We start from the raw sequence: 22,303 nt of genomic DNA, 5'->3' as shown, positions 1-22,303 counted from the left end.
CATGAATGTGCCCCCCATGGATCACTCGTGCGGGTGAAGATCAGATCAGGAAGCGGTAGGCGGTCGAGCCCGGCGCCACGTGCTGGATCTTCAGCGGGGACTCCTTCATCCGGCCCCACAGCAGGTCGTAGTCCTCGCGGCGGCCGAGCTCGATGCACACCAGCGCGGCGCCGGTCTCCCGGTTGTCGCGCTTGATGTACTCGAACAGCACGATGTCGTCGTCCTTGCCGAGCACCTCGTCGAGGAACCGCCGCAGCGCGCCCGGCTCCTGCGGGAACTCCACCAGGAAGTAGTGCTTGAGGCCGCGGTGGACCATCGACCGCTCGACGACCTCGGCGTAGCGGGAGACGTCGTTGTTGCCGCCGGAGAGCAGGCACACGACCGTCGAGTCCGGCGCGACGGAGATCTCCTCCAGCAACGCGGCCGAGGCCAGGGCGCCCGCGGGTTCCGCGATGATGCCGTCGATCTGGTACAGCTCCAGCATCTCCGTGCAGACCGCGCCCTCGGACACGCTGAGCAGCTCGGCACCGCTGTCGCGCACCATCGGGAACGTCACGTCGCCGGCGCGGCGGACCGCGGCACCGTCCACGAAGGAGTCCACCTCGGGCAACGTCACGGGGTGGCCCGCCTGCACGGCGGCGATCATGCTCGCCGCGCCCGCCGGTTCCACGCCGATGATGCGGGTGCGCGGGAAGCGCTCCTTGAACCACGTGCCGACGCCGGAGAGCAGGCCGCCACCGCCGACCGGCACCACGACGACGTCGGGGGCGCCGCCGAGCTGCTGGACGATCTCCAGGCCGACGGTGCCCTGACCGGCGACCGTGCGGGGGTCGTCGAAGGCCGGGACCAGGGTCGCGCCGGTGGTCAGCGCGTACTCCTTCGCGAGGGCGGCCGCGTCGTCGTAGGTGTCGCCGTCGACGATCAGCTGCACCATGCCCTGGCCGAGGGCCGAGATGCGGTCGCGTTTCTGGCGCGGGGTGGTGCGGGGCACGTGCACGCGGCCCTCGATACCGAGGCGGCGGCACGCGTAGGCCATGCCCTGGCCGTGGTTGCCGGCCGACGCGCAGACCGCGCCGCCGAACGCGAACTCGGTCTGGCACAGCAGGTTGAAGGCGCCGCGCAGCTTGTACGAACGGCCGACCTGGAGGTCCTCGCGCTTGAACCACACGCGCGCGCCGGTCCGCTCGGACAGCCGCTGGTTCACCTCGAGCGGCGTGGTGCGTGCGACTCCGCCCAGCCGGGCTGCGGCGGCGGACACCTCATCAGCGAAGGACATGACATTACATCTTCCGTGAACGACTCGGGTCTGGCACGCGTACCCCTAGAAAGACAGGGGAGGTGCTCGTGTTTCGCCTTGTGGGCGTTCTGACGCTGCTCATGATGCTCTCCGCGGTTCCCGCGCACGCCCATGGCGCGCCGACCGACCCCGCGAGCAGGGCTTTTCTGTGCTCACCGGGTCAGGCAACAGCATCATCCTCGCCGTGCCGCAGTGCCATTCAGGCGGGGTTGCCGTCCAAGGAGTGGGACAACATCCGGCTGCCGAACGTGGCCGGGCGCGACACCGCGATGGTTCCCGACGGCAAGCTGTGCAGCGCCGGGCTCGCGAAGTACGCCGGGCTCGACCTGCCGAGCGCGCAGTGGCCGGCGACGAAGCTCAAGAGCACCGACTTCACCTATCGGGCGACGATCCCGCACCAGGGTTCGTTCCGGTTCTACGTGACGCGGGGCGGCTACTCGCCGGCCCGGCCGCTGCGGTGGGCAGACCTGGACCAGTTCCTGAACGTGCCCTCTCCCCCGCTGGTCGACGGCTCGTACGAGTTCAAGGTGCGGCTGCCGCAGAACCTGACCGGACGTCACCTCATCTACACGGTCTGGCAGAACACCGACACGCCCGACACCTACTACTCGTGCACCGACGTCGAGATCGCGGCGCCGGCACCTGCCGCTGCACCCGCACCGGTTGTACCGCAACCGAAACCGGTCCCGCCCGCCCAGGCGCAGGCGGCCCCGGCCGCGCCGCCGTCGAGTTCCGCGCCGCCGTCCTCCACGCCGAAGTCGAGCACGCCGCGACCCGTTCCCGTTGCGTCGACCGCCGAACAACCTCCTTCCAGTGCAACGAGGTTCGGCATGTCCGCCGTGGTGGCGGCACTGGGAGGACTCGCGGTGATCGGCGGGATCATGTTGTGGCGCAAAAGAATTCTGTGAACGTCCCGGTCCCCAACAGGTCTGGACCATCCCTACGATGATCTTCGGGCGCGCAACCCTGCAACAGTGAGGTGTGTGCCCGCATGGCAAGAAAACTGTTGGCGTTGCTGGCAATGCTTGCCGCAACGCTCGTCCCGGTCGCAAGCCCGGCACAGGCGGCCCCGTTCAAGGTGCTCGGCTTCTACTACGGCACCAACGACCTGGCGCACATCTCGTTCGTCAAGGAGGCCAACCCCTGGCTCGCCAGGACCGCCCAGGAGAACGGGTTCACCTACGAGGCGACGACCGACTGGAACCGGCTGAACGCCCTGACCCCGGCCCAGGCCCAGGTCGTGGTCTTCCTCGACGACCTGCCGAACGGCACCCAGCGCGCGGGGTTCCAGCGTTACATGGACGCCGGCGGCGCGTGGTTCGGCTTCCACGTCTCGGCGTTCACGCAGAACGCGAACGAGTGGTCCTGGTACCACAACACGTTCCTGGGCAAGGGAAACTTCGTCAACAACACCTGGGGCCCCACCACCGCGACGCTGAAGGTCGAGACCCGCACGCACCCGTCGACCCTGCGGCTGCCGGAGAAGTTCACGTCGTCGGTCAGCGAGTGGTACAGCTGGTCGCGTGATCTGCGCACGAACCCGGACATCCAGGTCTTGGCGAGCGTCGACCCGTCGAGCTTCCCGCTCGGCACCGACCCGAACCAGCAGTGGCGCAGCGGGTACTACCCGATCATGTGGACGAACAAGAACTACAAGATGATCTACGCGAACTTCGGCCACAACGCGATGGACTACGCGGCCAACAGGCCGCTGTCGTCCACCTTCGCCTCCGCCACCCAGAACAACTTCCTCATCGACAGCCTGCTGTGGCTGGGCGGCGGGACGCAGCAGCCGCAACCCGCCTGGAAGACGATCGTCAACTTGGGCAACGGCAAGTGCGTCGACGCGCGGTCGGCCGGTCTCGACAACGGCACCGTCATCCAGCAGTACTCCTGCAACGGGACCACCGCGCAGAACTTCCGCGCGACGGCGACGTCCGACGGCTACTCCCGCCTGGACTACCGCAACGACCCGGCCAAGGTGCTGGACGTGAGCAACGTGTCCAGTGCGGACGGCGCGGGCATCCACCTGTGGACCTACGGCGGCGGCACGAACCAGCAGTGGCGCGTCACCACGGGCGCGGACGGCTACTCGACGATCACGGCCCGGCACTCGGGCAAGTGCCTGTCGGCGCCCGCGAGCACCGCCGACGGGGTGCAGCTGATCCAGGCGACCTGCACCGGGTCGGCGGCTCAGTCGTTCCGGCTGGGGTGATGCTCGGACCCGATCACGGTCACTCGTTCCCCCGGTCTGCTCGACGAGGCCGGGTGGGACGAGCCCAGGAACCCGTACATGTCGTTGAGCTGGTGCAGTGCCGAAACCGCGTCCCGCCACACGGGGCATGGCCACGCACGGTGCCGCCCGTACCAGGCGCGGCACGACTTGCACCGGTGCCGCTCGTTCGGCTCGTGCATCCGCAGCAGTCCCCGCCACCACGGCAGCGCGGCACGCAACTGCTCGCGCAACTCGAAGACCTCGTCAGGTGAATCCGTCTGGGCGAGCTGGTTCATGGTCTTGTAGACGACGTCGATCACGGTTCGGTGAAAGGAACCCTGCCGTTCGGCAAGCGCCATGTCCGAGCTCCTCCTCACCGCAGTTGAGACAGGCTCGCCAGGAGTCTATGTTGGCGATTGGCGGGCTTTCAACTGGCGAAAATCTCGTCACCCAGATAGCCCTTTCCGTGGGTGGAGAGGCCCACTGCGCGCAACGGGGGGAGCCGCGATGGCGGGGGAACGGTGCCTGGCGGACAAGCTCAACCACCTCTTCGCGCGCTACACCGCCCGTTCCGGCCAGGAGTACAGCAACGAGCAGGTCGCGGCGGCCATCGCGGACACCGGCGTCACCATCTCGCAGAGCTACATCTGGCAGCTGCGCAAGGGCAAGAAGGACAACCCGACGTTCAAGCACCTGCAGGCGCTGGCAGGTTTCTTCGGCGTGCCCGTGAGCTACTTCTTCGACGACGAGGTCACCGACCGCGTCGACGAGCAGCTGCGGTCGTTGCGGGAAGAACAGAGCAGGCTCAACGAGATCGCCTCGGGCAGCGACGCGCAGCTCATGGCGATGCGCGCGGGTGAGCTGTCCCCGGACCGGCGCCGCCTCGTCATGGAGCTGCTGGACGTCGTCTACCGACAGGAACAGGCCGAGCGCGGCGAAGGATGACTCGTGGCCGACCGAAAGCTCGCGGTGGCGTTGCGCTGACCTTATGGTCCCGTTGTGGACCTGCCCGTGATGCCGCCGGTGAAGCCGATGCTCGCGAAGTCCGTGCCCGAACTGCCGCGCGGGGACGGCCTGGCGTACGAGCCGAAGTGGGACGGCTTCCGCTGCATCGTGTTCCGCGACGGCGACGAGGTCGAACTGGGCTCGCGCAACGACAAGCCGCTCACCCGGTACTTCCCCGAGGTCGTGGAGCTGCTGAAGCAGGCGCTGCCGCCGCGGTGCGTGGTCGACGGCGAGATCGTGCTGGTCACCCCGGACGGGCTGAGCTTCGACACCCTCCAGCTGCGGCTGCACCCGGCGGCTTCGCGGGTGCGGAAGCTCTCCGTCGAGACGCCGGCTTCGTTCGTGGCGTTCGACCTGCTGGCGTGCGGCGACGCCGACGTCACCGGGCTGACGCTGGGCGAGCGCCGGGAGCAGCTGGAGGAGATCGTCACCGAGGTCCCCGGCGTCTACCTGACACCGTCCACGACGGACCCGGACGTCGCGCAGGACTGGTTCACCCGCTTCGAGGGCGCGGGCTTCGACGGGGTGATGGTCAAGGCGGTGGACGGCGTCTACGAGCCGGACAAGCGGGTGATGTTCAAGGTCAAGCACGAGCGGACGGCCGACTGCGTGGTCGCGGGCTATCGCCTGCACAAGGACGGCGAGACCGTCGGGTCGCTGGTGCTCGGGCTCTACCAGGACGGCGAGCTGCACAACGTGGGCGTCGCGAGCAGCTTCACCGCCGCCCGGCGCCGTGAACTGGTCGAGGAGCTCAAGCCGCTGCTGAACCCCGCCGAACACCCGTGGAGCGCGTGGGCGACGTACGAAGGTCCGGGCATGAACAGCCGTTGGAACCCCGATAAGCAGCTTCAGATCGTGTTGCTCGATCCGTCACGAGTGGCCGAGGTGCGCTACGAGCACGTGCAGGGCGGACGGTTCCGGCACACCTCCCGGCTCGTGCGCTTCCGGGAGGACAAAGATCCGGTCGACTGCACGTACGAGCAGCTCGAGGAGGTGCCACCGGCCGAGCTGGACGCGCTGTTCGGCGAGGCGGAAAGAAGGCGGACAATCGACCGGTGAAGGTGATCAAGCGGGACGGCACGCACGAGATCGAGATCCAGCGGTCGCGGTTCCTGTGCCACGTCGCCCGCGTCACCTCCGACCAGGAAGCCTCCGAGTTCTTCGCGCGGATCCGCAAGGAGCACTGGCAGGCCACGCACAACTGCACGGCGTTCCGCACTCGCGACACCCAGCGTTCGTCCGACGACGGCGAACCCGCTGGCACGGCCGGTGTGCCGATGCTGGAGGTCCTCACACGGCGCGATCTGGTCGACACGGCCGTTGTCGTCACCCGCTACTACGGCGGCATCAAACTCGGCGCCGGTGGCCTGGTCCGGGCGTACGGGCGGGCAGTGTCCGAGGCAATCGACGCGTTGGGCACTCTCACCCGTGAACGACACGAGAGCGTGCTTCTCGCCGTGGACCACGATCAGGCAGGAAAGCTGGAGAACGCGTTGCGCGCGGCCGGGCACCACGTCGCGGACACCGAGTACGGCCACGACGTCACTTTCACCGTGCTGACGAAGGACCCGGAGGCGTTCGAGGTCTGGCTCGCCGCGCAGACCGGCGGTGCGGTCACCGCCATCCGGGGCGAGCCGGTGGACCTCGACAGCTGACGCGGGCGGCGCCCCACCCCGAGAAGGGCGCCGCCCGCGGGACCTACGTCTTCGGGTCCGGCGGCGGGTTGTCGGGTTTGCGGGTCTCGACGAGCAGGTCGCGAATGTCACCGTTCATGGGTTCTTTCTAGAGCGATCGCGTTGTCCGGTTCCGCCGACTGGACGCCGAACAAACAACGAGAGAACAATCCAGCGGGTGCCGAGACCCGAGCGCCCGCTGGATTCCGACGATGACGAGCTGCTCAGGTTCGCCGCGGACTTGAGATTGTTGCGTGAGAAAGCAGGTAAACCGACCTACCGCGAGCTGAGCAAGGCCGCGCACTATTCGGTGACGGTGCTCTCCGAGGCCGCGGGCGGGCGGAAACTGCCCAGCCTGGCCGTGACCACGGCTTATGTGCACGCGTGCGGCGGTGACGTCGAACAATGGCGGCGAAGATGGCACGAGGTGGCCGAGAGCGCGAAGCCCGCCGATCCCGAGCGGGAACCGCCGTACCTCGGGCTGGGCGCCTTCCAGGCCGAGGACGCGAGCCGGTTCTTCGGCCGGGAAAAGCTCGTCGGACAACTGCTGGAAAAGTGCGCCGAACGTTCTTTCGTGGGCGTTTTCGGCGCTTCCGGTTCCGGCAAGTCGTCGCTGCTGCGAGCCGGTCTGGTGGCGTCGCGGCCCGCCGACGTCCTCTCCCCCGGCCCGCACCCGCTCGCGCTCTGGGGCGAGGTCACCGCGGACCTGGTGGTGATCGACCAGTTCGAGGAGCTCTTCACGCTCTGCCGCGACGAGGACGAGCGGGTCGCGTTCATCGACGCGATCACCTCGGTGGCCGGCAAGAAGGTCGTCATCGGCGTCCGGTCGGACTTCTACGGTCATTGCGGCCGCTATCCCGCGCTGGTCGACGCGTTGCACGACGCGCAGATCCTGGTCGGCGCGATGAGCCCGCAGGAGCTGCGGCGCGCGATCACCGAACCGGCGTTGCGCGCCGGCTACACCGTCGAGGGCGCGTTGGTGTCCGTGCTGGAGGCCGAGCACGCGCCGTTGCCGCTGGTCTCGCACGCACTGCTGGAGACGTGGCGTCGTCGTCGTGGCACGCGTCTGACCGTGGCGGGCTACGAGGAGACGGGCGGTGTCCGGCACGCGTTGGCCCAGAGCGCCGAGGCCGCGTACCTGGCCCTGGACGCTTCACAGCAGGCGATCGCGCGCAAGATCTTCCTGCGGCTGACGGCGCTCGGCGAGGGCACTGAGGACACCAAGCGCCGCGTGAACCGCGACTCTCTCGACAACGATGACGACACGTTGTTCGTACTCGACCACCTCGCGCGCGCACGGCTCATCACGCTCGACGACACCGGCATCGACCTCACGCACGAAGCAGTGATTCGGTCGTGGCCGCGGCTCTCGGGCTGGCTGACCGCGAACCGCGACGGCCTGCGCGTCCACCACCAGCTCACCGAGGCGACCGCGACCTGGGAGTCGCTGAACCGCGACTCGGGCGCGCTTTATCGGGGCGTGCGGCTCGCACTGGCCCGCGAGTGGGCAACGGGCGATGACGACGCGATGTCCGCACGCGAACGCCGGTTCCTCAACGCCAGCATCGAGGCCGAGGAAGCCGAGCAGGTCGCCACGCGCCGCCGAACTCGCCGGCTGCGGCAGCTCGTCGGGTTGCTGACGGTGCTGCTCGTGCTCGCGGTGACGGCGGTGGGGTTCGCGATCAGCGCCCAGCGCGAGTCCACGGCACAGCGGAACATGGCCCTCGCCCGCCAGGCCGTCAGCGACGCGAAGACGCTGCAGACGGCCGACTCCGACCGGTCCGCCCAGCTCAGCCTCGCCGCACACGAGCTCACCGACAACGCCGAGACCAGGGACAACCTGGCAAGCGCCCCGTCGGGACCGCACTTCACCAGCTGGATGGCGCACACCACCGACATCCCCGGTGCCGCGCTCCACGGCAGCACGCTCGCGACCACCAGCTGGGACCACTCGGTCAAGCTGTGGGAGATCGCCGACCACCGCGAGCCGGTCCTCCTCGCCGGGACCTCGGTTCACGACCAGCCGCTGGGCATCGAGTTCAGCAAGGACGGCCGTCTCCTCCAGGTCGCCGACGAGCACGCGGTCACGTTGTTCGACACGGTGGACCCGCGGCACCCGCGGCGGCTGGGGGTGATCCTGTCCCCCGTCGAGGCGTTGTCGGCGAGCGCGATGAACCAGGACGGCACGCTCGTCATCACCACGCACAACGACGGCAGCGCACGGTTGTGGAACATCGCCGACCCACCCAATCCGGTGCTCACACACACGTTGCCCGGACACGATCGCACGATGAGAGCCGCCGCCTTCCGTCCGGACGGCCGCGCATTCGCCGTGTCCTCCCGCTCGTCCGTGGTGCTGTACTCCCTCGACGGCCCCCCACAGCGCAGTGGTGAGCTGACGGGGCACTCACAGGCGGTTCAATCACTGACGTTCAGCCCCGACGGCCGGACGATCGCCACCGGGTCGTGGGATCACACGGCCCGGTTGTGGGACGTGACCGATCTGCGGGCGCCGCGATTCCGCACCGAGTTCACCGGCAGCACCGCGATCGTCTGGGGCGTGTCGTTCTCCCCGGACGGCACCACGTTCGCCGCCACCGGCGACGGACGCGTCCGCCTGTGGAGCATGGACGGCGTCGGCCTGACCGGCACTCCCCGGATGCTCGGCTCGCTGCCCGGCGGCAACTACGCCGCGCGGTTCACCTCGGACGGCACCACGGTGGTCATCGTCGAAGGCAGGTTCGTGCGCGTCCAGGAACTGCGCCAGATGCCGCTGTTCGGTCACGAGAACAACGTGTCGTCGGTGTCGTTCCGCCCCGACGGCGAGGTGCTGTCGAGCAGCAGCTGGGACGGCACGGTGCGGCTGTGGAAGATGACCCCGCAACGCACCCGCGAGCCGCTCGCGTGGATCACCGACGCCACCGGGTTCGTCCGTTCCGCGACGTTCAGCCCGGACGGGAAGTGGCTCGCGGCGGCCAGTGACGACTCGTGGGTCCGGATCTACGACGTCACCGACCCGGCGGCGCCGCGGCTGAAGGCGAGTTTCGTCGCGCTGGCGAACCAGCCCTCGGTGTCGGTCGCGTTCAGCCCGGACGGCAGGGCGCTCGCCGTCGGCTCGTACAAGGTGCTGTCGTTGTGGGACATGACGAACGCCGGCCAGCCCCGGGAGCTCTTCCGCACCGAAGCCTGGTACGCCTCGGTGTGGACGGTGACGTGGAGCCCCGACGGCACGCGGATCGTCACGGGCACCGGCAAGCAGGCGCGGCTGTTCGACGCCACGAACCTGAGAGAGCTGAAGGAGATCCCGTTCCCCGGCAACGGCGACAACCCGTTGCGCGGATCGTTCAGCCAGGACGGCAAGTTGCTGCTCACCGGCCAGGGGGACACCGATGTCCGGGTGATCGACACCGCGACGATGCGTGAGGTGGCCGTGCTCACCGGAGCCGGCGGTGTCGCCTACGCGGTGGCGTTCCACGGCACCCGTGCCGCGATCTCGCACTCCGACGGCAAGATCCGGCTCTGGGACTTCACGGACCCGGCCCGGCCGCGGCTGGAGACGACGTACGCCGGTCACACGTGGGACGTGCCGGCGCTCGCGTTCAGCCCGGACGGCTCCTACCTGGCGTCCGGGGGCAACGACACCACCGTCCGCCTGTGGGAGGTCGGGCTCGACCGCGCCACCGCACGGCTGTGCGCGCAACGCCCGGAGCCGCTGACGCGGGAGCAGTGGTCGGCCCAGTTCCCGGACGTGCCCTACCGGCAGTTCTGCCGGTAGGGCACGTGTTTTCGGCTACGTACAGGGAATGACGTCCGGATCGGCGCCCGCCTTGGGCACCCATCGCACGTTCGCGAAGGACGCCTGGAACGCGCCGTCGGTGTAGACCAGGAACGGCGTGTTGACGTTCTCCAGGTCCAACCCCTTGTCGGAGAAGCACGACACCGGGATCTTGACGGTCGCCTTCTGTCCAACGGGGAGGTTGCGGAACGCCTGCGTGGCATCGATCTCGGCCATGCACGGGTACACGCAGTGCGCGCTGACGACCGTGCGGTTGGCCGGGGCCTGGTGCACGATCACGTCGAACTGGATGGCCGCGTTGGCGTTGCCGTAACCGCGCAGGTCGACGCCGGTCGGGCTCTGCAGGTACACCTGGCCCGGGCCTGTGCCGGTCCACGTCGTCTTGAGCGCGTCCTGCTGGACGTTGACGTCGGACTGCACGACGTTGATCTCGGCGTGCGAGGCCTGGCCGTCGGGGCCGACCACGGTGCCGCCCCAGTTCTCCGGGGAGCCGATCATCGCCTGGTACGGAGCGATGTCCGTGCGGTTGAAGATCTCCAGGTCCTCGGTCGCCGTGCCACCGCCACCGCCGGAGCACAGGGCGCCGGGGCTGGTCTCGTCGAGCTTGCCGACGTTGCCGGTCTGCCAGTCGCGCAGGCCGTACCCGAGCTTGAACAGCGGGGTCTTGGCCGGTTCGCCGGGCAGTGCCGGGCAGGCCTCGGCCGGCCACGAGTAGGACAGCTTGCCGCTGAACCCGTTGTGGCGTCCCCGGATCAGCAGGTCCGCGACGCCCTGGCCCTCGGTGCCGGGCAGCCAGGCGGCCACGAACGCGTCGGAGCGGTTGATCTCCTTGTTCATGTACAGCGCGCGGCCGCCGACGTAGACGGTGATGACCGGCTTGCCCTTGCCGGACACCTTGTCCAGCACGGCGATGTCCTGCGGCTGCAGGCGGGCGGCCTCGAACGACCGCTTGCCGAGGTCGCCCACGCCCTCCGCGTACGGCGTCTCACCGATCACGGCGATGACGGCGTCGTAGTTCTTCGGGTCGACGTTGTCCGCGGTCTCGGCGAACGTGACGTTGGCGGCGCCCAGCGTGTCCTGGATGCCCTTGAGGATGCTGGTGGCGTTGGGGAAGTCGGCGTTGGTGTTGCCGGTGCCCTGCCAGGACAGCGTCCAGCCACCCGTCTGGTTGCCGATGTTGTCCGCGCTCTTGCCGACCACGAGAACCTTGCTGCGCTTGGACAACGGCAGCACGCGCTTCTCGTTCTTGAGCAGCACGGCGGACTCCCGCACGGCCTTGCGAGCGAGTTCCTTGTGCAGCAGGGCGTCTTGGTCGTTTGCGTGCTCGCGCTGGGACGGCTTGGGGGCGTCGAAAACGCCGGCGCGCAGCTTGACGCGCAGAATCCGCGTGACGGCGTCGTCGATGCGCGCCATCGGGATCTGACCGGACTCGACCTGGGCGATCGTGTTGGTGATGAACGCCTTCCAGTCGTTGGGCACCATGATGATGTCCATGCCGGCGTTGATCGCCTGCGGGCAGCTGGCGTTGGTGCAGCCGGTGACCTGGCCGATGCCGTTCCAGTCGGAGACGAGCAGGCCGTCGAAGCCCATCTTCTCCTTGAGGATGCCGGTCTGCACGTACTTGCTGCCGTGCACCTTGCCCTCGTTGATGACGTCGTTCGTCCAGCTGTTGAACGAGATCATCACCGTCTGCGCACCCGCGGCCAGTGCCCCGTAGTAGCCCTGCCCGTGAATGTTGATCATGTCTTTCTCGGACGCGGCGTTGACCCCCTGGTCCTTGCCGCCGGTCGTGCCGCCGTCACCGAGGAAGTGCTTGGCGGTGGCGATCACGCCGTCCTCGCCGATGCGCTTCCTCGCGTTGTCCTGCAGGCCCTTGACGGCCTCGAACCCGTACGCGCGGGTGATCCGCGGGTCCTCGGAGAAGCCCTCGTACGTGCGGCCCCACCGGTCGTCCTGCACGACCGCGAGCGTCGGCGCGAACGCCCAGTCCTGACCCGTCGCCCGAATCTGCTCGGCCGTGGCCTCGTTGATGTCGCGGATGAGGCACGGGTCGTGCGCCGCGCCGAGCCCGATGTTGTGCGGGAAGACCGTCGCGCCGTACACGTTGTTGTTGCCGTGCACCGCGTCGATGCCCCAGATGACGGGAATCTTGGTGCGCGTGGCCTTCGAGGCGTCCCAGTAGGCGTCCGCGAGCTTCAGCCAGTCCTGCGGCGTGGCCTTCTTGTTCGCGCCGGGCCAGCTACCGCCACCGTTGAGGACGGACCCGAACCCGTACGTCGTGACGTCCTGCGCCGTGATCGCGGCGATCTCCGGCTGCGTCATCTGGCCGACCTTCTCGGCCAGCGTCATGTTCGCCAGGATCTGCTTGATCCGAGCCTCGTCCTTGCGGTCGCCCTTGAGCTGGCTCTCGACCCTGGGCCAGTCCTTGAGGGTGGGCAGGGACTTCTCGATGCGGGCGCACCCGTGCTCCGTCCGGGGCTGCCCGATGACCGTCTGCTTCGGCCCGTGCTGCTGCGCCTCGGGCGCGGCGACGGCCGACGTAGCGCTGGCGGCGAGCGTCAGCCCCAGCACTGCGGCGAGAGTGCTTCTCCAATGCATGCCGCAGATCCTCAACGGCATGTTACGTCCGCGTCAATGGGAACGCTCTCACGACTTTGTTCCGGAACTCTTCCGGACGAACCTCGCACACCTCTGCAGCCCGCTCGCTGACCCGTTCGCCCGCCCTCGCTCGGCCGTCGCATGGCGGTGGGGGGTGGTCCGGTTGGGTGGCTGGGGGGCGATCGGGTGGCGGCTGGTCGGGTGGTGGCTCTGCCGTGGCCAAGTGGGTGGTTGCGCGGGTCGGCTTGGGTGGGGCCGGAAGTTGACGGGCACCGCCGCGACGGATGCGGCCCGAAAGTGGGCAGCGCACCGGATGCGGAACGGCCCCCGGTTCCCGCAGGAACCAGGGGCCGCCGCACGTACCGTCTAGCCGACCAGGGCGCGCACCCGGCGCAGCACCTCGTCCTTGCCCAGCGTGCGGGCCACGGCGTGCAGGTCCGGGCTGCGGGTCGAGCCGGTGAGGGAGACGCGGATCAGCTGCGCCGCCTCCTTGATGGAGCCGGGGTAGGCGTCCGGGTTCTTCTTGAACTCCTTGGGGTTCGGCGCGAAGCCGTGCTTGCCCGCGAGCTCGCGGATCTGGCCGAACCACTCCTGGCCGTCTTCGAGATCGGCGTAGCCGTCGGCGAAGTCGGCGGCGAAGGCCGAGATCAGGTCCGGGGACAGGCCGCCCAGGCGCTCGTCGGTGCGGTCGGAAACCAGCTCGAACAGCGACGGGAAGAAGAAGCCGTAGGCGGTGCGGAAGTCGGACCACTTGCGGAGGTCCTTGCGCGGGTTGGCGACTTCCGGGCCGCGCTCCACCTGCAGGGCCGCAAGTGCCTCGTCACGCGAATCGGCGAGCACGGTGACCAGGGCCGGGTCGTACGTGGCGGCCCACTTCGAGATGCGCGAGATGATCTCGTCGCCGGACAGCGTGGCCACGTAGTCGGCGGCGATGTCCTCGAGCTTGACCAGGTCGACCAGCGGTCCGGCGACGCCGCACTCGGCCAGCGAGATCGGTGAAGACAAAGCTTCCGCCAGGGGCAGATCGGCGAGGCGGGCGTTCACCAGGCCGCGCAGGTAGTACTGGACCGCCTCGGCCGGGAAGCCCGCCTCGATGAAGAACTCGACGGAGGCCTCGGGGTCCTTGCGCTTCGAGAGCTTGCGCCGGGAGCCGCCCTGCTGCTTCATCAGCGGGGCGATGTGGGCGTACTCGACGCGCTCGAAGCCCAGGGCGTCGAACAGCTGCAGGTGGGTCGGGACGGAGGAGATCCACTCCTCGCCGCGGATCACCAGGTTCACGCGCATCAGGTGGTCGTCGACGGCGTGCGCGAAGTGGTACGTGGGCAGGCGCGGTGACTGGTCGGAGGCCTTGAGGATCACCACGTCGTTGCGGTTGGCCTCGTGCTCCAACTCCCCGCGAATGGCGTCGACGAACCTCGTGCGCTCCCCCGCCTTGCCCGGCGAGCGGAAGCGGACGACGTACGGGCGGCCCTCGTCCAGAGCGGCCTGAACGTCCTCGGCGGTCTTGTCGCGCCAGATCGCCCAGCGGCCGTAGTAGCCGGTGGGGAGCTTGGTGGCCTGCTGGCGCGCGGTGATGTCCGCGAGCTCTTCCTTCGTGGCGAAGCAGAGGTACGCGGCGCCGGAGCGCAGCAGCTCGCGCACGTAGGTCAGGTAGATCTGCTCGCGCTGCGACTGGTGGTACGGGCCGTACGAGCCGACGGAGTCCGCCTCGTCGGGCTCGATCCCGAAGTAGGCGAAGGCGCGGTTGAACTGGTCGACGGCGCCTTCGACCTCGCGCGCCTGGTCGGTGTCCTCGACGCGCACGATGTACGAGCCGCCCGAGTGCGAGGCGAGGTCGCGGTCGATCATGCCGACGTACAGGCCGCCGATGTGCAGGAACCCGGTCGGCGACGGGCCCAGACGGGTGACCTTGGCGTCCGCGCCCAGCCCGCGGGGCGGGTACTGCTCCTCCCAGAAGGACGGCTCGGGCAGGTCCGAGGGGAAGAGGGCGTCGACGACGGCACGGTCGAGCATCGCTGAGGGTCTCCAAACCGGGGAAAGAGAGTCGTCCCAGGTTATCAACGCGCGACCACGGGGAACGCCCTGGGCATGAAGGCAGTCACTTGGCACGGCAAACGCGACGTCCGGGTCGACAGCGTCCCCGATCCGGGTCTCAAGGAACCTGAGGACGTGATCGTGAAGATCACCTCCAGCGGCATCTGCGGGTCGGACCTGCATCTTTACGAGGTGCTCGGGCCGTTCCTGACCGAGGGCGACATCCTCGGGCACGAACCGATGGGTGTCGTCGAGGAGGTCGGCGCCGCGGTCACCGAGCTCAGGCCGGGTGACCGGGTGGTGATCCCGTTCAACGTCTCCTGCAACACCTGCGCGATGTGCGCGCAGGGCCTGCAGAGCCAGTGCGAGACCACCCAGGTGCGAGAGCACGGGTCCGGCGCCGCGCTCTTCGGCTACACCAAGCTCTACGGCCAGGTCCCCGGTGGCCAGGCCGAGTACCTGCGGGTCCCGTTCGGCAACAAGCTCCCGATCAAGGTGCCGGAGGGCCCGCCGGACGACAGGTTCGTCTACCTGAGCGACGTGCTGCCCACCGCCTGGCAGGCCGTCGAGTACGCAGGCGTCCAGCCCGACTCCACGGTCGCCGTCCTCGGTCTGGGCCCGATCGGCGACATGGCCTGCCGGGTCGCACGGCACAAGGGTGCCAGGGCGATCGGCATCGACCTCGTCCCCGAACGGCTCGCGCGCGCCAAGGCACGTGGCATCGAGACCATCGACGTGCGCGGCGCCGGCAAGCGGCTGACCGAGGTCGTCAAGGACCTCACGAACGGCCGGGGCCCGGACGCGGTGATCGACGCGGTCGGCATGGAGGCCCACGGCGCGCCGGTCGGCAAGCTCGCCCAGCAGCTCACCGGTCTGCTGCCGGACCCGATGGCCCAGAAGCTGATGAAGGAAGCGGGCGTCGACCGGCTGAAGGCCCTCTACAGCGCGATCGACATGGTGCGTCGCGGCGGCACGGTCTCGATCGTCGGCGTGTACGGCGGCATGGCGGACCCGTTGCCGATGCTGACCATGTTCGACAAGCAGCTGCAGCTGCGGATGGGTCAGGCCAACGTGTGGCGCTGGGTCCCGGAGATCCTGCCGCTGCTCACCGACGACGACCCGCTGGGCGTGGACGACTTCGCCACGCACCGGCTGCCGCTCGACGAGGCACCGGCGGCGTACGAGACGTTCCAGAAGAAGAACGACGGCATGGTCAAAGTGCTGCTCAAACCTTGATCGGCATATCCTGCCCCGCATGGCCAAGTACCTGGACGTCCACCCGGTCAACCCGCAGAAGCGCGCCATCGACCAGGCGGTGCGGATCCTGCAGGAGGACGGCCTGATCGCGTACCCCACGGACTCCTGCTACGCGCTCGGCTGCCGCCTGGGCAACAAGGACGGCATCGACCGCATCCGCGAGATCCGCAAGCTCGACGACAAGCACCACTTCACGCTGATGTGCGAGAACTTCGCGCAGCTCGGCCAGTTCGTGGTGGTCGACAACGCGGTGTTCCGCGCGATCAAGGCCTCCACGCCGGGCAACTACACGTTCATCCTGCCCGCGACGAAGGAGGTGCCGCGCCGCATGATGCACCCGAAGAAGAAGACGGTGGGCGCGCGCATCCCCGACCACGTCGTCACCCAGGCGCTGCTGGAGGCGATGGGCGAGCCGCTGCTCACGTCCACGCTGCTGCTGCCCGACGAGGCCGAGCCGCTGGTGCAGGGCTGGGAGATCAAGGAGCGGCTCGACCACGTGGTGGACGCGGTGCTCGACTCCGGGGAGTGCGGCACCACGCCCACCACGGTGGTGGACTTCTCCAGCGGTGAGGCCGAGATCATCCGCTACGGCGCGGGCGACGCGGACCGCTTCGAATAGGGGATCGTCCCGTTCTTCACGCGTTGGTTGTTTAAAGGCCCACCCCGACCTCGAACAACCGATGGCCCTGTCTGCTGGACGTGGCCGTGACCGCGCAGGCGGTCGCGGCGCGAGCAGAGGGGGAAACATTCAGTGAGAAAGCATCGAATCATTCCTTTGGCGTTGGTGGTGCCGCTGCTGGTCGCCGGTGTCAACGACGCGGTCGCGACGGCGGAGACGCTGAGCGGCTTCACCGTGCTCGTCGAGACCGGCGCCAGCCGCACCGCGGCGATCGCGGCGATCCGGTCGGCCGGCGGCACCGTGGTCAAGGAGAACACCTCGGTCGGAACCATCAGCGCACGGGCGCCGCAGGCGGGGTTCATCGCCAAGGTGACGGCGTCGGACGCGGTGTACGGCGCGGCCCGCGACATCACCCTCGGCGAACCCACCGAGGCCACCGCCGGCCCGGACAGCACGCCGGTCGCCGCGAGCGCGACGACCGAACCGCTGGAGGAGGACCAGTGGGGCCTGCGGATGGTGCGCGCGGATCTGGCCAGGGACAAGCAGGTCGGTGATCCTCGGGTGTACGTGGGCGTGCTGGACAGCGGCATCGACGGCAGCCACCCCGACCTGGGGCCGCGGCTGAACCGCGCGCTGTCCCGCAACTTCACGCGGGACATCCCGAGCATCGACGGGGCGTGCGAGGTGCCGAGCTGCGTCGACCCGGTGGACGTCGACGACGACGGACACGGCTCGCACGTCGCGGGGATCATCGCCGCCGCCCGCAACGGGTTCGGCACCGCCGGGGTCGCGCCCAACGTCACGCTGGTGAACCTCCGCGCGGCACAGGACAGCCCGTTCGTCTTCCTGCAGCCGGTTCTGGACGGACTGACCTACGGCGCCGACATCGGCCTCGACGTGATCAACATGTCGTTCTTCGTCGACCCGTGGCGGTACAACTGCGCCGCGAGCCCGGACGACAGCCTCGAGGAGCAGATCGAGCAGCGCACGACGGTGGCCGCGTTCCAGCGCGCCCTGAACTACGCGCACAACAAGGGCGTCACGCTGGTCAGCTCGATGGGCAACAACCACGACGACCTCGGCAAGCCGCGCAACGACACCACGAGTCCGGGCTTCCCGGAGGGCACGAACCGCACCCGAGCGACCGACAACGCCACGTGCTTGAAGATGCCGGCCGAGGGCGAGCACGTCCTGGGCGTCACGGCGCTGGGGCCGTCGCAGGCAAAGTCCGACCGCTCGGACTACGGCGTCGAGCAGACCGACCTGTCCGCGCCGGGCGGGTACTTCAAGGACTACTTCGGCACGCCGTGGTACGAGACCGACGAGAACAGGATCCTCTCCACGTATCCGCGCAACGCCGCGCGGGCCAAGGACTACATCGACGACAACGACAACATCACGCCGTCGGGCCACACAGACGGCCACCTCGTCAAGCACTGCAAGGGCGGCACCTGTGCGTTCTACGCCTTCATCGACGGCACCTCGATGGCGTCACCGCACGTCGCCGCCACCGCGGCGCTGACGGTCAGCCAGTACGGCAAGCCCGACCCGGCGCGGCCGGGCACGCTGACGATGCCACCGGCCCAGGTGGAGAGAGTGCTGAAGGGCACGGCCGACAAGGTCCCCTGCCCCACGCCGCGGACGGTGTCGTACGAGCACACCGGTCGTCCGGCGGAGTACAACGCGACGTGTGAAGGCGGCCTGAACTTCAACGGCTTCTACGGCCACGGGGTCGTCGACGCCTTCGCCGCCGTCACCCGCGGCGGTGAGTTCCTCTGATCCTCGCCAGATGACTCCGCCGCGCCCCGGTCGTGCTCACACACGATCGGGGCACGGCGGCTGGAGCATCAGCCGGGCTCGGGGTTACGACACGACCAGCGCGTAGTCGGCGTCGGTCGCGGCCGTTTCGGTGTGGCCGTCCACGTTGACCGCGGTCGCGACCACCTCGACGGTCCAGGTACCCGCCGCCGGGGCCTGGACGAGCACGTTCTCCACGGTGTCGACGGTGTTCGCGACGCCGCCGGGCGTGGACCAGTTGCCGGCCAGCAGGCCGTTGTTGCCCCAGTAGACGGTGCCGTCGGGCGCGGTGACCTTCAGCGTCAGGTCGTTGACGGTCGCCTTGGTCGCGGTCGGCGAACCGGCCGGGTCGGTGTACGCCAGCGTGGCGCGCAGCGGCGTCTGGCCGTTGGACGTCACCGTGTACTTGCGCGTCTGACCGGTCGTGACGAGGTCGGTCTCGTTCACCAGCACGGGCAGCTTCCAGCCACCGGCCTTCGCACGGTCGTACAGGTTGCGGACGGACGCGGTGCCCCAACCCTGGTGCGTGCGCGTCTGGTCGTGCGTGGTGCCGCTGAACGTGTGCTGGTTGGCGGTGTTGATCAGCAGTGCCTTGGCGGTCGCCGCGTGCGGGCGGGACGCGAAGACGTCGCGGGCCTTGCCGGGGGCGCCGTCGAACACGCCGTCGGCCCACATCTGGAACAGCAGACCGGCGTTGCCACAGGTGATCGGCGTGGCGCCGGACGTGCCGCCGAAGTCCGGGCGGTAGGCGGTGTCGCTGTCTTCCGTCGTGGTGTCGATGCGGTCGTAGTAGTTCGAGAGCTCCGGCTTGATGCGGCCGTCCGCGGCGGGGCCGATCGACGCGGTGCGGTTCCACTTGTCGTCGGCGCGGTCGAGGGTGTTGTAGTGGTTGTGACCGCCGACGGACAGCACGTTCTTCGCCCACGCCTCCGGGCGCGACGACCGCGTTCCGGTGTTGCTCTGCGACTGGCAGATCAGGATGTCGTGGTCGAACACGATTCGGTCCAGCTGCTGCGAGACCGTGGTGTAGGACGTGGTGAGCGAGCCGCCCCAGCTGTTCGACTGGAACACGGCCCGGTACCGGCCGGCCGGGTCGACGAGTTGCTTGGTGTGCGCGTACCGGTCGCTGACGTTGTTGTAGGCGGCCGTGATGCCCTGGCCCTCGGGCAGCAGGCCGCGATGCGCGGCCGAGACGCCGGACGCGAAGATCTGGCCGTACGTGGAAGTGCCGTGTTCGGTGCTGGTGCCGTTCGCGGTGTGCTGCACCGGCGGACGGGCGCGGAACTCCTGGTGCGTCAAGCGGAACCCGCTGTCCATCACCTCGCCGCGCACGCCCTGGCCGCGGTACCCGCCCGCGGTCTCGATGTGGTTGGCACCGGACGACTCGCGTGAGATCGCCATGTCGGTCTCCGGCGCGGACACCGGGTCGATGGCGATCACCGCGGGCAGCTTCGCGAGCTGCGCGACCTGGCCCGCGTCGAGCACGGCCATGATGTGCTCGCGGCTAGCGGACATCTCGACCACCTCACCGCCCAAGGACTTCACCTCGTCGGCGACGATCTGCTGGTCCCGCGCGTCCTGCTCGGCCAGCGCGATCAGGTAGGTCGTGGAACCGCCCAGTGCCGCGATCTGCGGCTGGGCCTGGAACGGGCGCACCTCGCGCACGTAGCTCAACCGCGAGACGCGCGAGGTGCTCTTCATGCGGGCCACGTAGGTGCCGTCCTGGACGAACGCGCCGAGCCGCACGCCGAGGCCCTTGAGCTGGTGGCGCTGGGCGTCGGACAGGGTGGTGCGGAACTGCAGCAGGTAAGCGCTCTCAGCCGGGGCCGCGACCGCAGGCACACCGCTGATCAGCGCGAACGCGGATAAGGCAGAGATTATTGTGCGCAGCACGAATCCAACCTCCACATCAGGCAGGGTCGGCGGGGACTGGAGGGAGTCACCGCCCGTGACCAGGACGTTACCGCGAAAGACCTGGTCAGGACATCAGTCGATCGGCGGTGATCATCGCGACCGGCGGTGTAGAAGAATCCATCCGGAGTAACGTCACGGCGGGTACGCCCGACAAGCCCGGCAAAGCATTTCCGCGCGGAGGACGGATGTCTGTCTCACCTGAGCAGCTGATGGAAGAACTGCGCACGTTGTGCCGCGGGCGTGGAGTGCAGACCCCCGGAATCGACTTGCACGTCGGGCCGGCGCTGAGGCAGGTGTGCGGCGTCGTGGAGACCGACGGCGCGGAAGCCGTCAGAACGAAACTGGGCGGCTGGGTGATGAACGCGGCGCGCGGTTTCCCGGTGGAGGTCCGCAACGCGGTTCTGGCCCCTCTCGGACTGCACGAGGAAGCGCAGTTCCGGTTCCTCAACGAACGCATCGAGTGGCTCGCGAAGCAACAGGATCGCGGAGCGCGCACGGTGCGCAGGAGGATGGAAGCCGGGCTGCAGCGCCTGGTGGAGGTGGCACTGCAGCCGGCCCCGTCGACGGCGCACGTGACCCCGTCGGAACTCTGGCACGTCAAGGAGTTCGACGCGCTGCTGAAACTGGACGGGCCGACGCCCGCGTGCACGGAACGCCGGACCGTCGTGGCCGACACCGACGGTGTCAACGAGATCGCGTGGTCCATCACGATCCCCTCCCCCACGCCCGACGGTGCTCCGGGTGACCTGGACGTGGAGGTGTTGCACGGGGTAGAGCTCATCGGCCACGAACGGCCGTCCCCTCGGCGTTTCCTCATGAAGCTGCGCTTGCCCCGACCCCTCAACGCGGGGCAAACACACCAGTTCGCACTCGAGGTGCGGGTTCCGCGGGGACAGTCGATGCGTCCGACCTACGTGTTCTGGCCGGAGCGGATGTGCGAGTCGTTCCGGTTGCGGGTCCGCTTCGACCGGGACGACCTGCCGGGCTCGGTGTGGCGCGTCGAGGAGGCCCTGGCACGCGACACCGACGACCTGACGCCTTGGCCGAGGACGCTGACCGTGGACGAGATCGGCGAGATCGACGTGTCGTTCCCGCATCCTCGTCAGGGCCGCGGCTACGGCGTCCAATGGGCGCCTCGGGTCTGACCGAGCAAGCTCAGATCTGGTCGATGCAGAAATGCGGTTCCACGGCTGACACCTCCCTCTTGAGCTAAGGGAGAACCGCAGTCCGAAGTCGGGTCAGATCACCGATACCGTGAAGAAACTGCCGACCACGAATCCCAGGAACAGGCAGATCGTGGCAACCTTCACAACGGTGGCGAGTGAGCAGATCATTCTCATCGAGAAATTCACCTTCTCATCCTGACTGGCTTTCGGGCTGATGTTCTCGCCGATGCACCAAGAGTGACTTTTCGCCAGTCGAATGAGAACGGGTTTCCTGTTTCCAGCGAAATCAGGAAACCCTGGAAACACTATTTCTGGGTCGTGCGGCGCAGCGCCATCACGAGCAGCGCGTGCGAACTACCTGCGTGCGGGAGCATGCCCCGGCGGACCAGGTCGAGCGCGTGGCAGAACGGCATGGTCCGCACGCGCAGGTCCGCCTCACCAGGCTCGAGGGACGCCTCGCCCTGGGTGAGGCCGGTGGCGAGGAAGATGTGGTCGACGTGGTTGCTCAGGCTGTCCGCGCCGTGGATCTGGCCCAGCGGCTCCCACTTCGCGGCCCGCAGCCCGGTCTCCTCGGCGAGCTCACGGCGTGCGGCGGCGAGCGGATCGTCGTCCGCGTCGTCGACGGCGCCGCCGGGTAACCGCCACTCGGTGCCGCCGTGCGTGTAGATCCACTGTCTGGTCAGCACGACGTGGTCGTCGTCCTGGATCGCCAGCACCGTGACCGATCCCGGTGCCACCACGTGGGTGTAGGTGTCGTGGCCGCCGTCCGGTCTGACGACGTCGTCGGAGCGCACCTCGAACCACGGGGACCGGTGGACCACGTTGGTCGCCAAGCGCTGCCAGACCATCACCACACCAGCCGCCTCGTCGGAGCGCGTCATCACCATGTTCACATGGAACCATCGACGCCCACTTCACTTGTCCCCAGTTGA

General features: G+C 68.7%; 16 protein-coding genes. 10 read left to right on the top strand and 6 right to left on the bottom strand.

Annotated features, from left to right (window positions below; genetic code table 11):
• Positions 1 to 40: 40 nt before the first annotated feature.
• Positions 41 to 1,276 carry a threonine ammonia-lyase IlvA gene (gene ilvA / locus G7043_RS16590; RefSeq protein ID WP_166046565.1) on the bottom strand — a complete coding sequence of 412 codons (1,236 nt, stop codon included), beginning with the start codon at positions 1,274 to 1,276 and terminating at the stop codon, positions 41 to 43.
• Between the two features lie 68 nt (positions 1,277 to 1,344).
• On the opposite strand from ilvA, the gene G7043_RS16585 reads away from it, so the two are divergent.
• Together G7043_RS16585 and G7043_RS16580 are read left to right on the top strand one after the other, a co-directional pair.
• Positions 1,345 to 2,205 carry a lytic polysaccharide monooxygenase auxiliary activity family 9 protein gene (locus G7043_RS16585; protein WP_166046564.1) on the top strand — a complete coding sequence of 287 codons (861 nt, stop codon included), beginning with the start codon at positions 1,345 to 1,347 and terminating at the stop codon, positions 2,203 to 2,205.
• 83 nt (positions 2,206 to 2,288) lie between these two features.
• The gene (locus tag G7043_RS16580; RefSeq protein WP_166046563.1) at positions 2,289 to 3,512 is read left to right on the top strand and encodes a ThuA domain-containing protein; all 1,224 of its coding nucleotides are present in this window, start codon (positions 2,289 to 2,291) and stop codon (positions 3,510 to 3,512) included.
• On the opposite strand, the gene G7043_RS16575 is transcribed toward G7043_RS16580, so the two are convergent.
• Positions 3,491 to 3,871, bottom strand: a complete 381-nt coding sequence (locus G7043_RS16575) for a hypothetical protein (protein ID WP_166046562.1) — start codon at positions 3,869 to 3,871, stop codon at positions 3,491 to 3,493. The genes G7043_RS16580 and G7043_RS16575 overlap by 22 nt on opposite strands.
• Positions 3,872 to 4,019: 148 nt before the next feature.
• Between G7043_RS16575 and G7043_RS16570 the strand changes: the two genes are divergently transcribed.
• From G7043_RS16570 to G7043_RS49890, 4 genes are all read left to right on the top strand, one after another.
• The gene (locus G7043_RS16570; protein WP_166046561.1) at positions 4,020 to 4,457 is read left to right on the top strand and encodes a helix-turn-helix domain-containing protein; all 438 of its coding nucleotides are present in this window, start codon (positions 4,020 to 4,022) and stop codon (positions 4,455 to 4,457) included.
• Positions 4,458 to 4,511: 54 nt separating this feature from the next.
• Positions 4,512 to 5,576 carry an ATP-dependent DNA ligase gene (locus tag G7043_RS16565; protein ID WP_313887917.1) on the top strand — a complete coding sequence of 355 codons (1,065 nt, stop codon included), beginning with the start codon at positions 4,512 to 4,514 and terminating at the stop codon, positions 5,574 to 5,576.
• Positions 5,573 to 6,172: a YigZ family protein gene (locus G7043_RS16560; protein WP_166046560.1), complete on the top strand. Its 600-nt coding sequence runs from the start codon at positions 5,573 to 5,575 to the stop codon at positions 6,170 to 6,172. The genes G7043_RS16565 and G7043_RS16560 overlap by 4 nt, the downstream gene beginning before the upstream one ends.
• 196 nt (positions 6,173 to 6,368) lie before the next feature.
• On the top strand, positions 6,369 to 9,965 hold the full coding sequence (locus G7043_RS49890; protein WP_166046559.1) for an nSTAND1 domain-containing NTPase: 3,597 nt from the start codon (positions 6,369 to 6,371) through the stop codon (positions 9,963 to 9,965).
• A 15-nt stretch (positions 9,966 to 9,980) separates the two neighbouring features.
• On the opposite strand, the gene G7043_RS16550 is transcribed toward G7043_RS49890, so the two are convergent.
• Positions 9,981 to 12,584 carry a glycoside hydrolase family 3 protein gene (locus G7043_RS16550; protein ID WP_166046558.1) on the bottom strand — a complete coding sequence of 868 codons (2,604 nt, stop codon included), beginning with the start codon at positions 12,582 to 12,584 and terminating at the stop codon, positions 9,981 to 9,983.
• Between the two features lie 366 nt (positions 12,585 to 12,950).
• Positions 12,951 to 14,597, bottom strand: a complete 1,647-nt coding sequence (locus G7043_RS16545) for a glutamate--tRNA ligase (RefSeq protein ID WP_166046557.1) — start codon at positions 14,595 to 14,597, stop codon at positions 12,951 to 12,953.
• Positions 14,598 to 14,672: 75 nt separating this feature from the next.
• On the opposite strand from G7043_RS16545, the gene G7043_RS16540 reads away from it, so the two are divergent.
• The 3 genes from G7043_RS16540 (at position 14,673) to G7043_RS16530 (ending at position 18,273) form a co-directional block, all read left to right on the top strand.
• Positions 14,673 to 15,854, top strand: coding sequence for a zinc-dependent alcohol dehydrogenase (locus tag G7043_RS16540; RefSeq protein WP_166046556.1), 1,182 nt, complete (start codon positions 14,673 to 14,675; stop codon positions 15,852 to 15,854).
• A gap of 19 nt (positions 15,855 to 15,873) precedes the next feature.
• Positions 15,874 to 16,494, top strand: a complete 621-nt coding sequence (locus G7043_RS16535; protein ID WP_166046555.1) for an L-threonylcarbamoyladenylate synthase — start codon at positions 15,874 to 15,876, stop codon at positions 16,492 to 16,494.
• 132 nt (positions 16,495 to 16,626) lie between these two features.
• A complete protein-coding gene (locus G7043_RS16530; RefSeq protein ID WP_166046554.1) occupies positions 16,627 to 18,273 on the top strand; it encodes a S8 family serine peptidase in 1,647 nt (548 codons plus the stop codon).
• An 84-nt stretch (positions 18,274 to 18,357) separates the two neighbouring features.
• On the opposite strand, the gene G7043_RS16525 is transcribed toward G7043_RS16530, so the two are convergent.
• Positions 18,358 to 20,184: a S8 family serine peptidase gene (locus tag G7043_RS16525; protein ID WP_313887916.1), complete on the bottom strand. Its 1,827-nt coding sequence runs from the start codon at positions 20,182 to 20,184 to the stop codon at positions 18,358 to 18,360.
• A 206-nt stretch (positions 20,185 to 20,390) separates the two neighbouring features.
• On the opposite strand from G7043_RS16525, the gene G7043_RS16520 reads away from it, so the two are divergent.
• Positions 20,391 to 21,350 carry a hypothetical protein gene (locus G7043_RS16520; protein WP_166046553.1) on the top strand — a complete coding sequence of 320 codons (960 nt, stop codon included), beginning with the start codon at positions 20,391 to 20,393 and terminating at the stop codon, positions 21,348 to 21,350.
• A 326-nt stretch (positions 21,351 to 21,676) separates the two neighbouring features.
• On the opposite strand, the gene G7043_RS16515 is transcribed toward G7043_RS16520, so the two are convergent.
• The gene (locus tag G7043_RS16515; RefSeq protein WP_242642357.1) at positions 21,677 to 22,258 is read right to left on the bottom strand and encodes an NUDIX domain-containing protein; all 582 of its coding nucleotides are present in this window, start codon (positions 22,256 to 22,258) and stop codon (positions 21,677 to 21,679) included.
• Between the last annotated feature and the right edge of the window lie 45 nt (positions 22,259 to 22,303).

The organism is Lentzea alba (assembly GCF_011067745.1).
GTDB classification, from domain to species: Bacteria; Actinomycetota; Actinomycetes; order Mycobacteriales; family Pseudonocardiaceae; genus Lentzea; species Lentzea alba.
Note: the sequence above shows the minus strand (reverse complement) of the source record. Positions and strands in the feature narration are given on the sequence as shown.

What these genes read in the sequence shown, in the direction of transcription:
- G7043_RS16580 (WP_166046563.1), top strand. Translation starts at nt 2,289, where the DNA reads ATGGCAAGAAAACTGTTGGCGTTGCTGGCAATGCTTGCCGCAACGCTC.
- G7043_RS16575 (WP_166046562.1), bottom strand. Translation starts at nt 3,871, where the DNA reads ATGGCGCTTGCCGAACGGCAGGGTTCCTTTCACCGAACCGTGATCGAC.
- G7043_RS16535 (WP_166046555.1), top strand. Translation starts at nt 15,874, where the DNA reads ATGGCCAAGTACCTGGACGTCCACCCGGTCAACCCGCAGAAGCGCGCC.
- G7043_RS16550 (WP_166046558.1), bottom strand. Translation starts at nt 12,584, where the DNA reads ATGCATTGGAGAAGCACTCTCGCCGCAGTGCTGGGGCTGACGCTCGCC.
- G7043_RS16515 (WP_242642357.1), bottom strand. Translation starts at nt 22,258, where the DNA reads ATGGTGATGACGCGCTCCGACGAGGCGGCTGGTGTGGTGATGGTCTGG.
- ilvA (WP_166046565.1), bottom strand. Translation starts at nt 1,276, where the DNA reads ATGTCCTTCGCTGATGAGGTGTCCGCCGCCGCAGCCCGGCTGGGCGGA.
- G7043_RS16540 (WP_166046556.1), top strand. Translation starts at nt 14,673, where the DNA reads ATGAAGGCAGTCACTTGGCACGGCAAACGCGACGTCCGGGTCGACAGC.
- G7043_RS16545 (WP_166046557.1), bottom strand. Translation starts at nt 14,597, where the DNA reads ATGCTCGACCGTGCCGTCGTCGACGCCCTCTTCCCCTCGGACCTGCCC.
- G7043_RS16520 (WP_166046553.1), top strand. Translation starts at nt 20,391, where the DNA reads ATGTCTGTCTCACCTGAGCAGCTGATGGAAGAACTGCGCACGTTGTGC.
- G7043_RS16570 (WP_166046561.1), top strand. Translation starts at nt 4,020, where the DNA reads ATGGCGGGGGAACGGTGCCTGGCGGACAAGCTCAACCACCTCTTCGCG.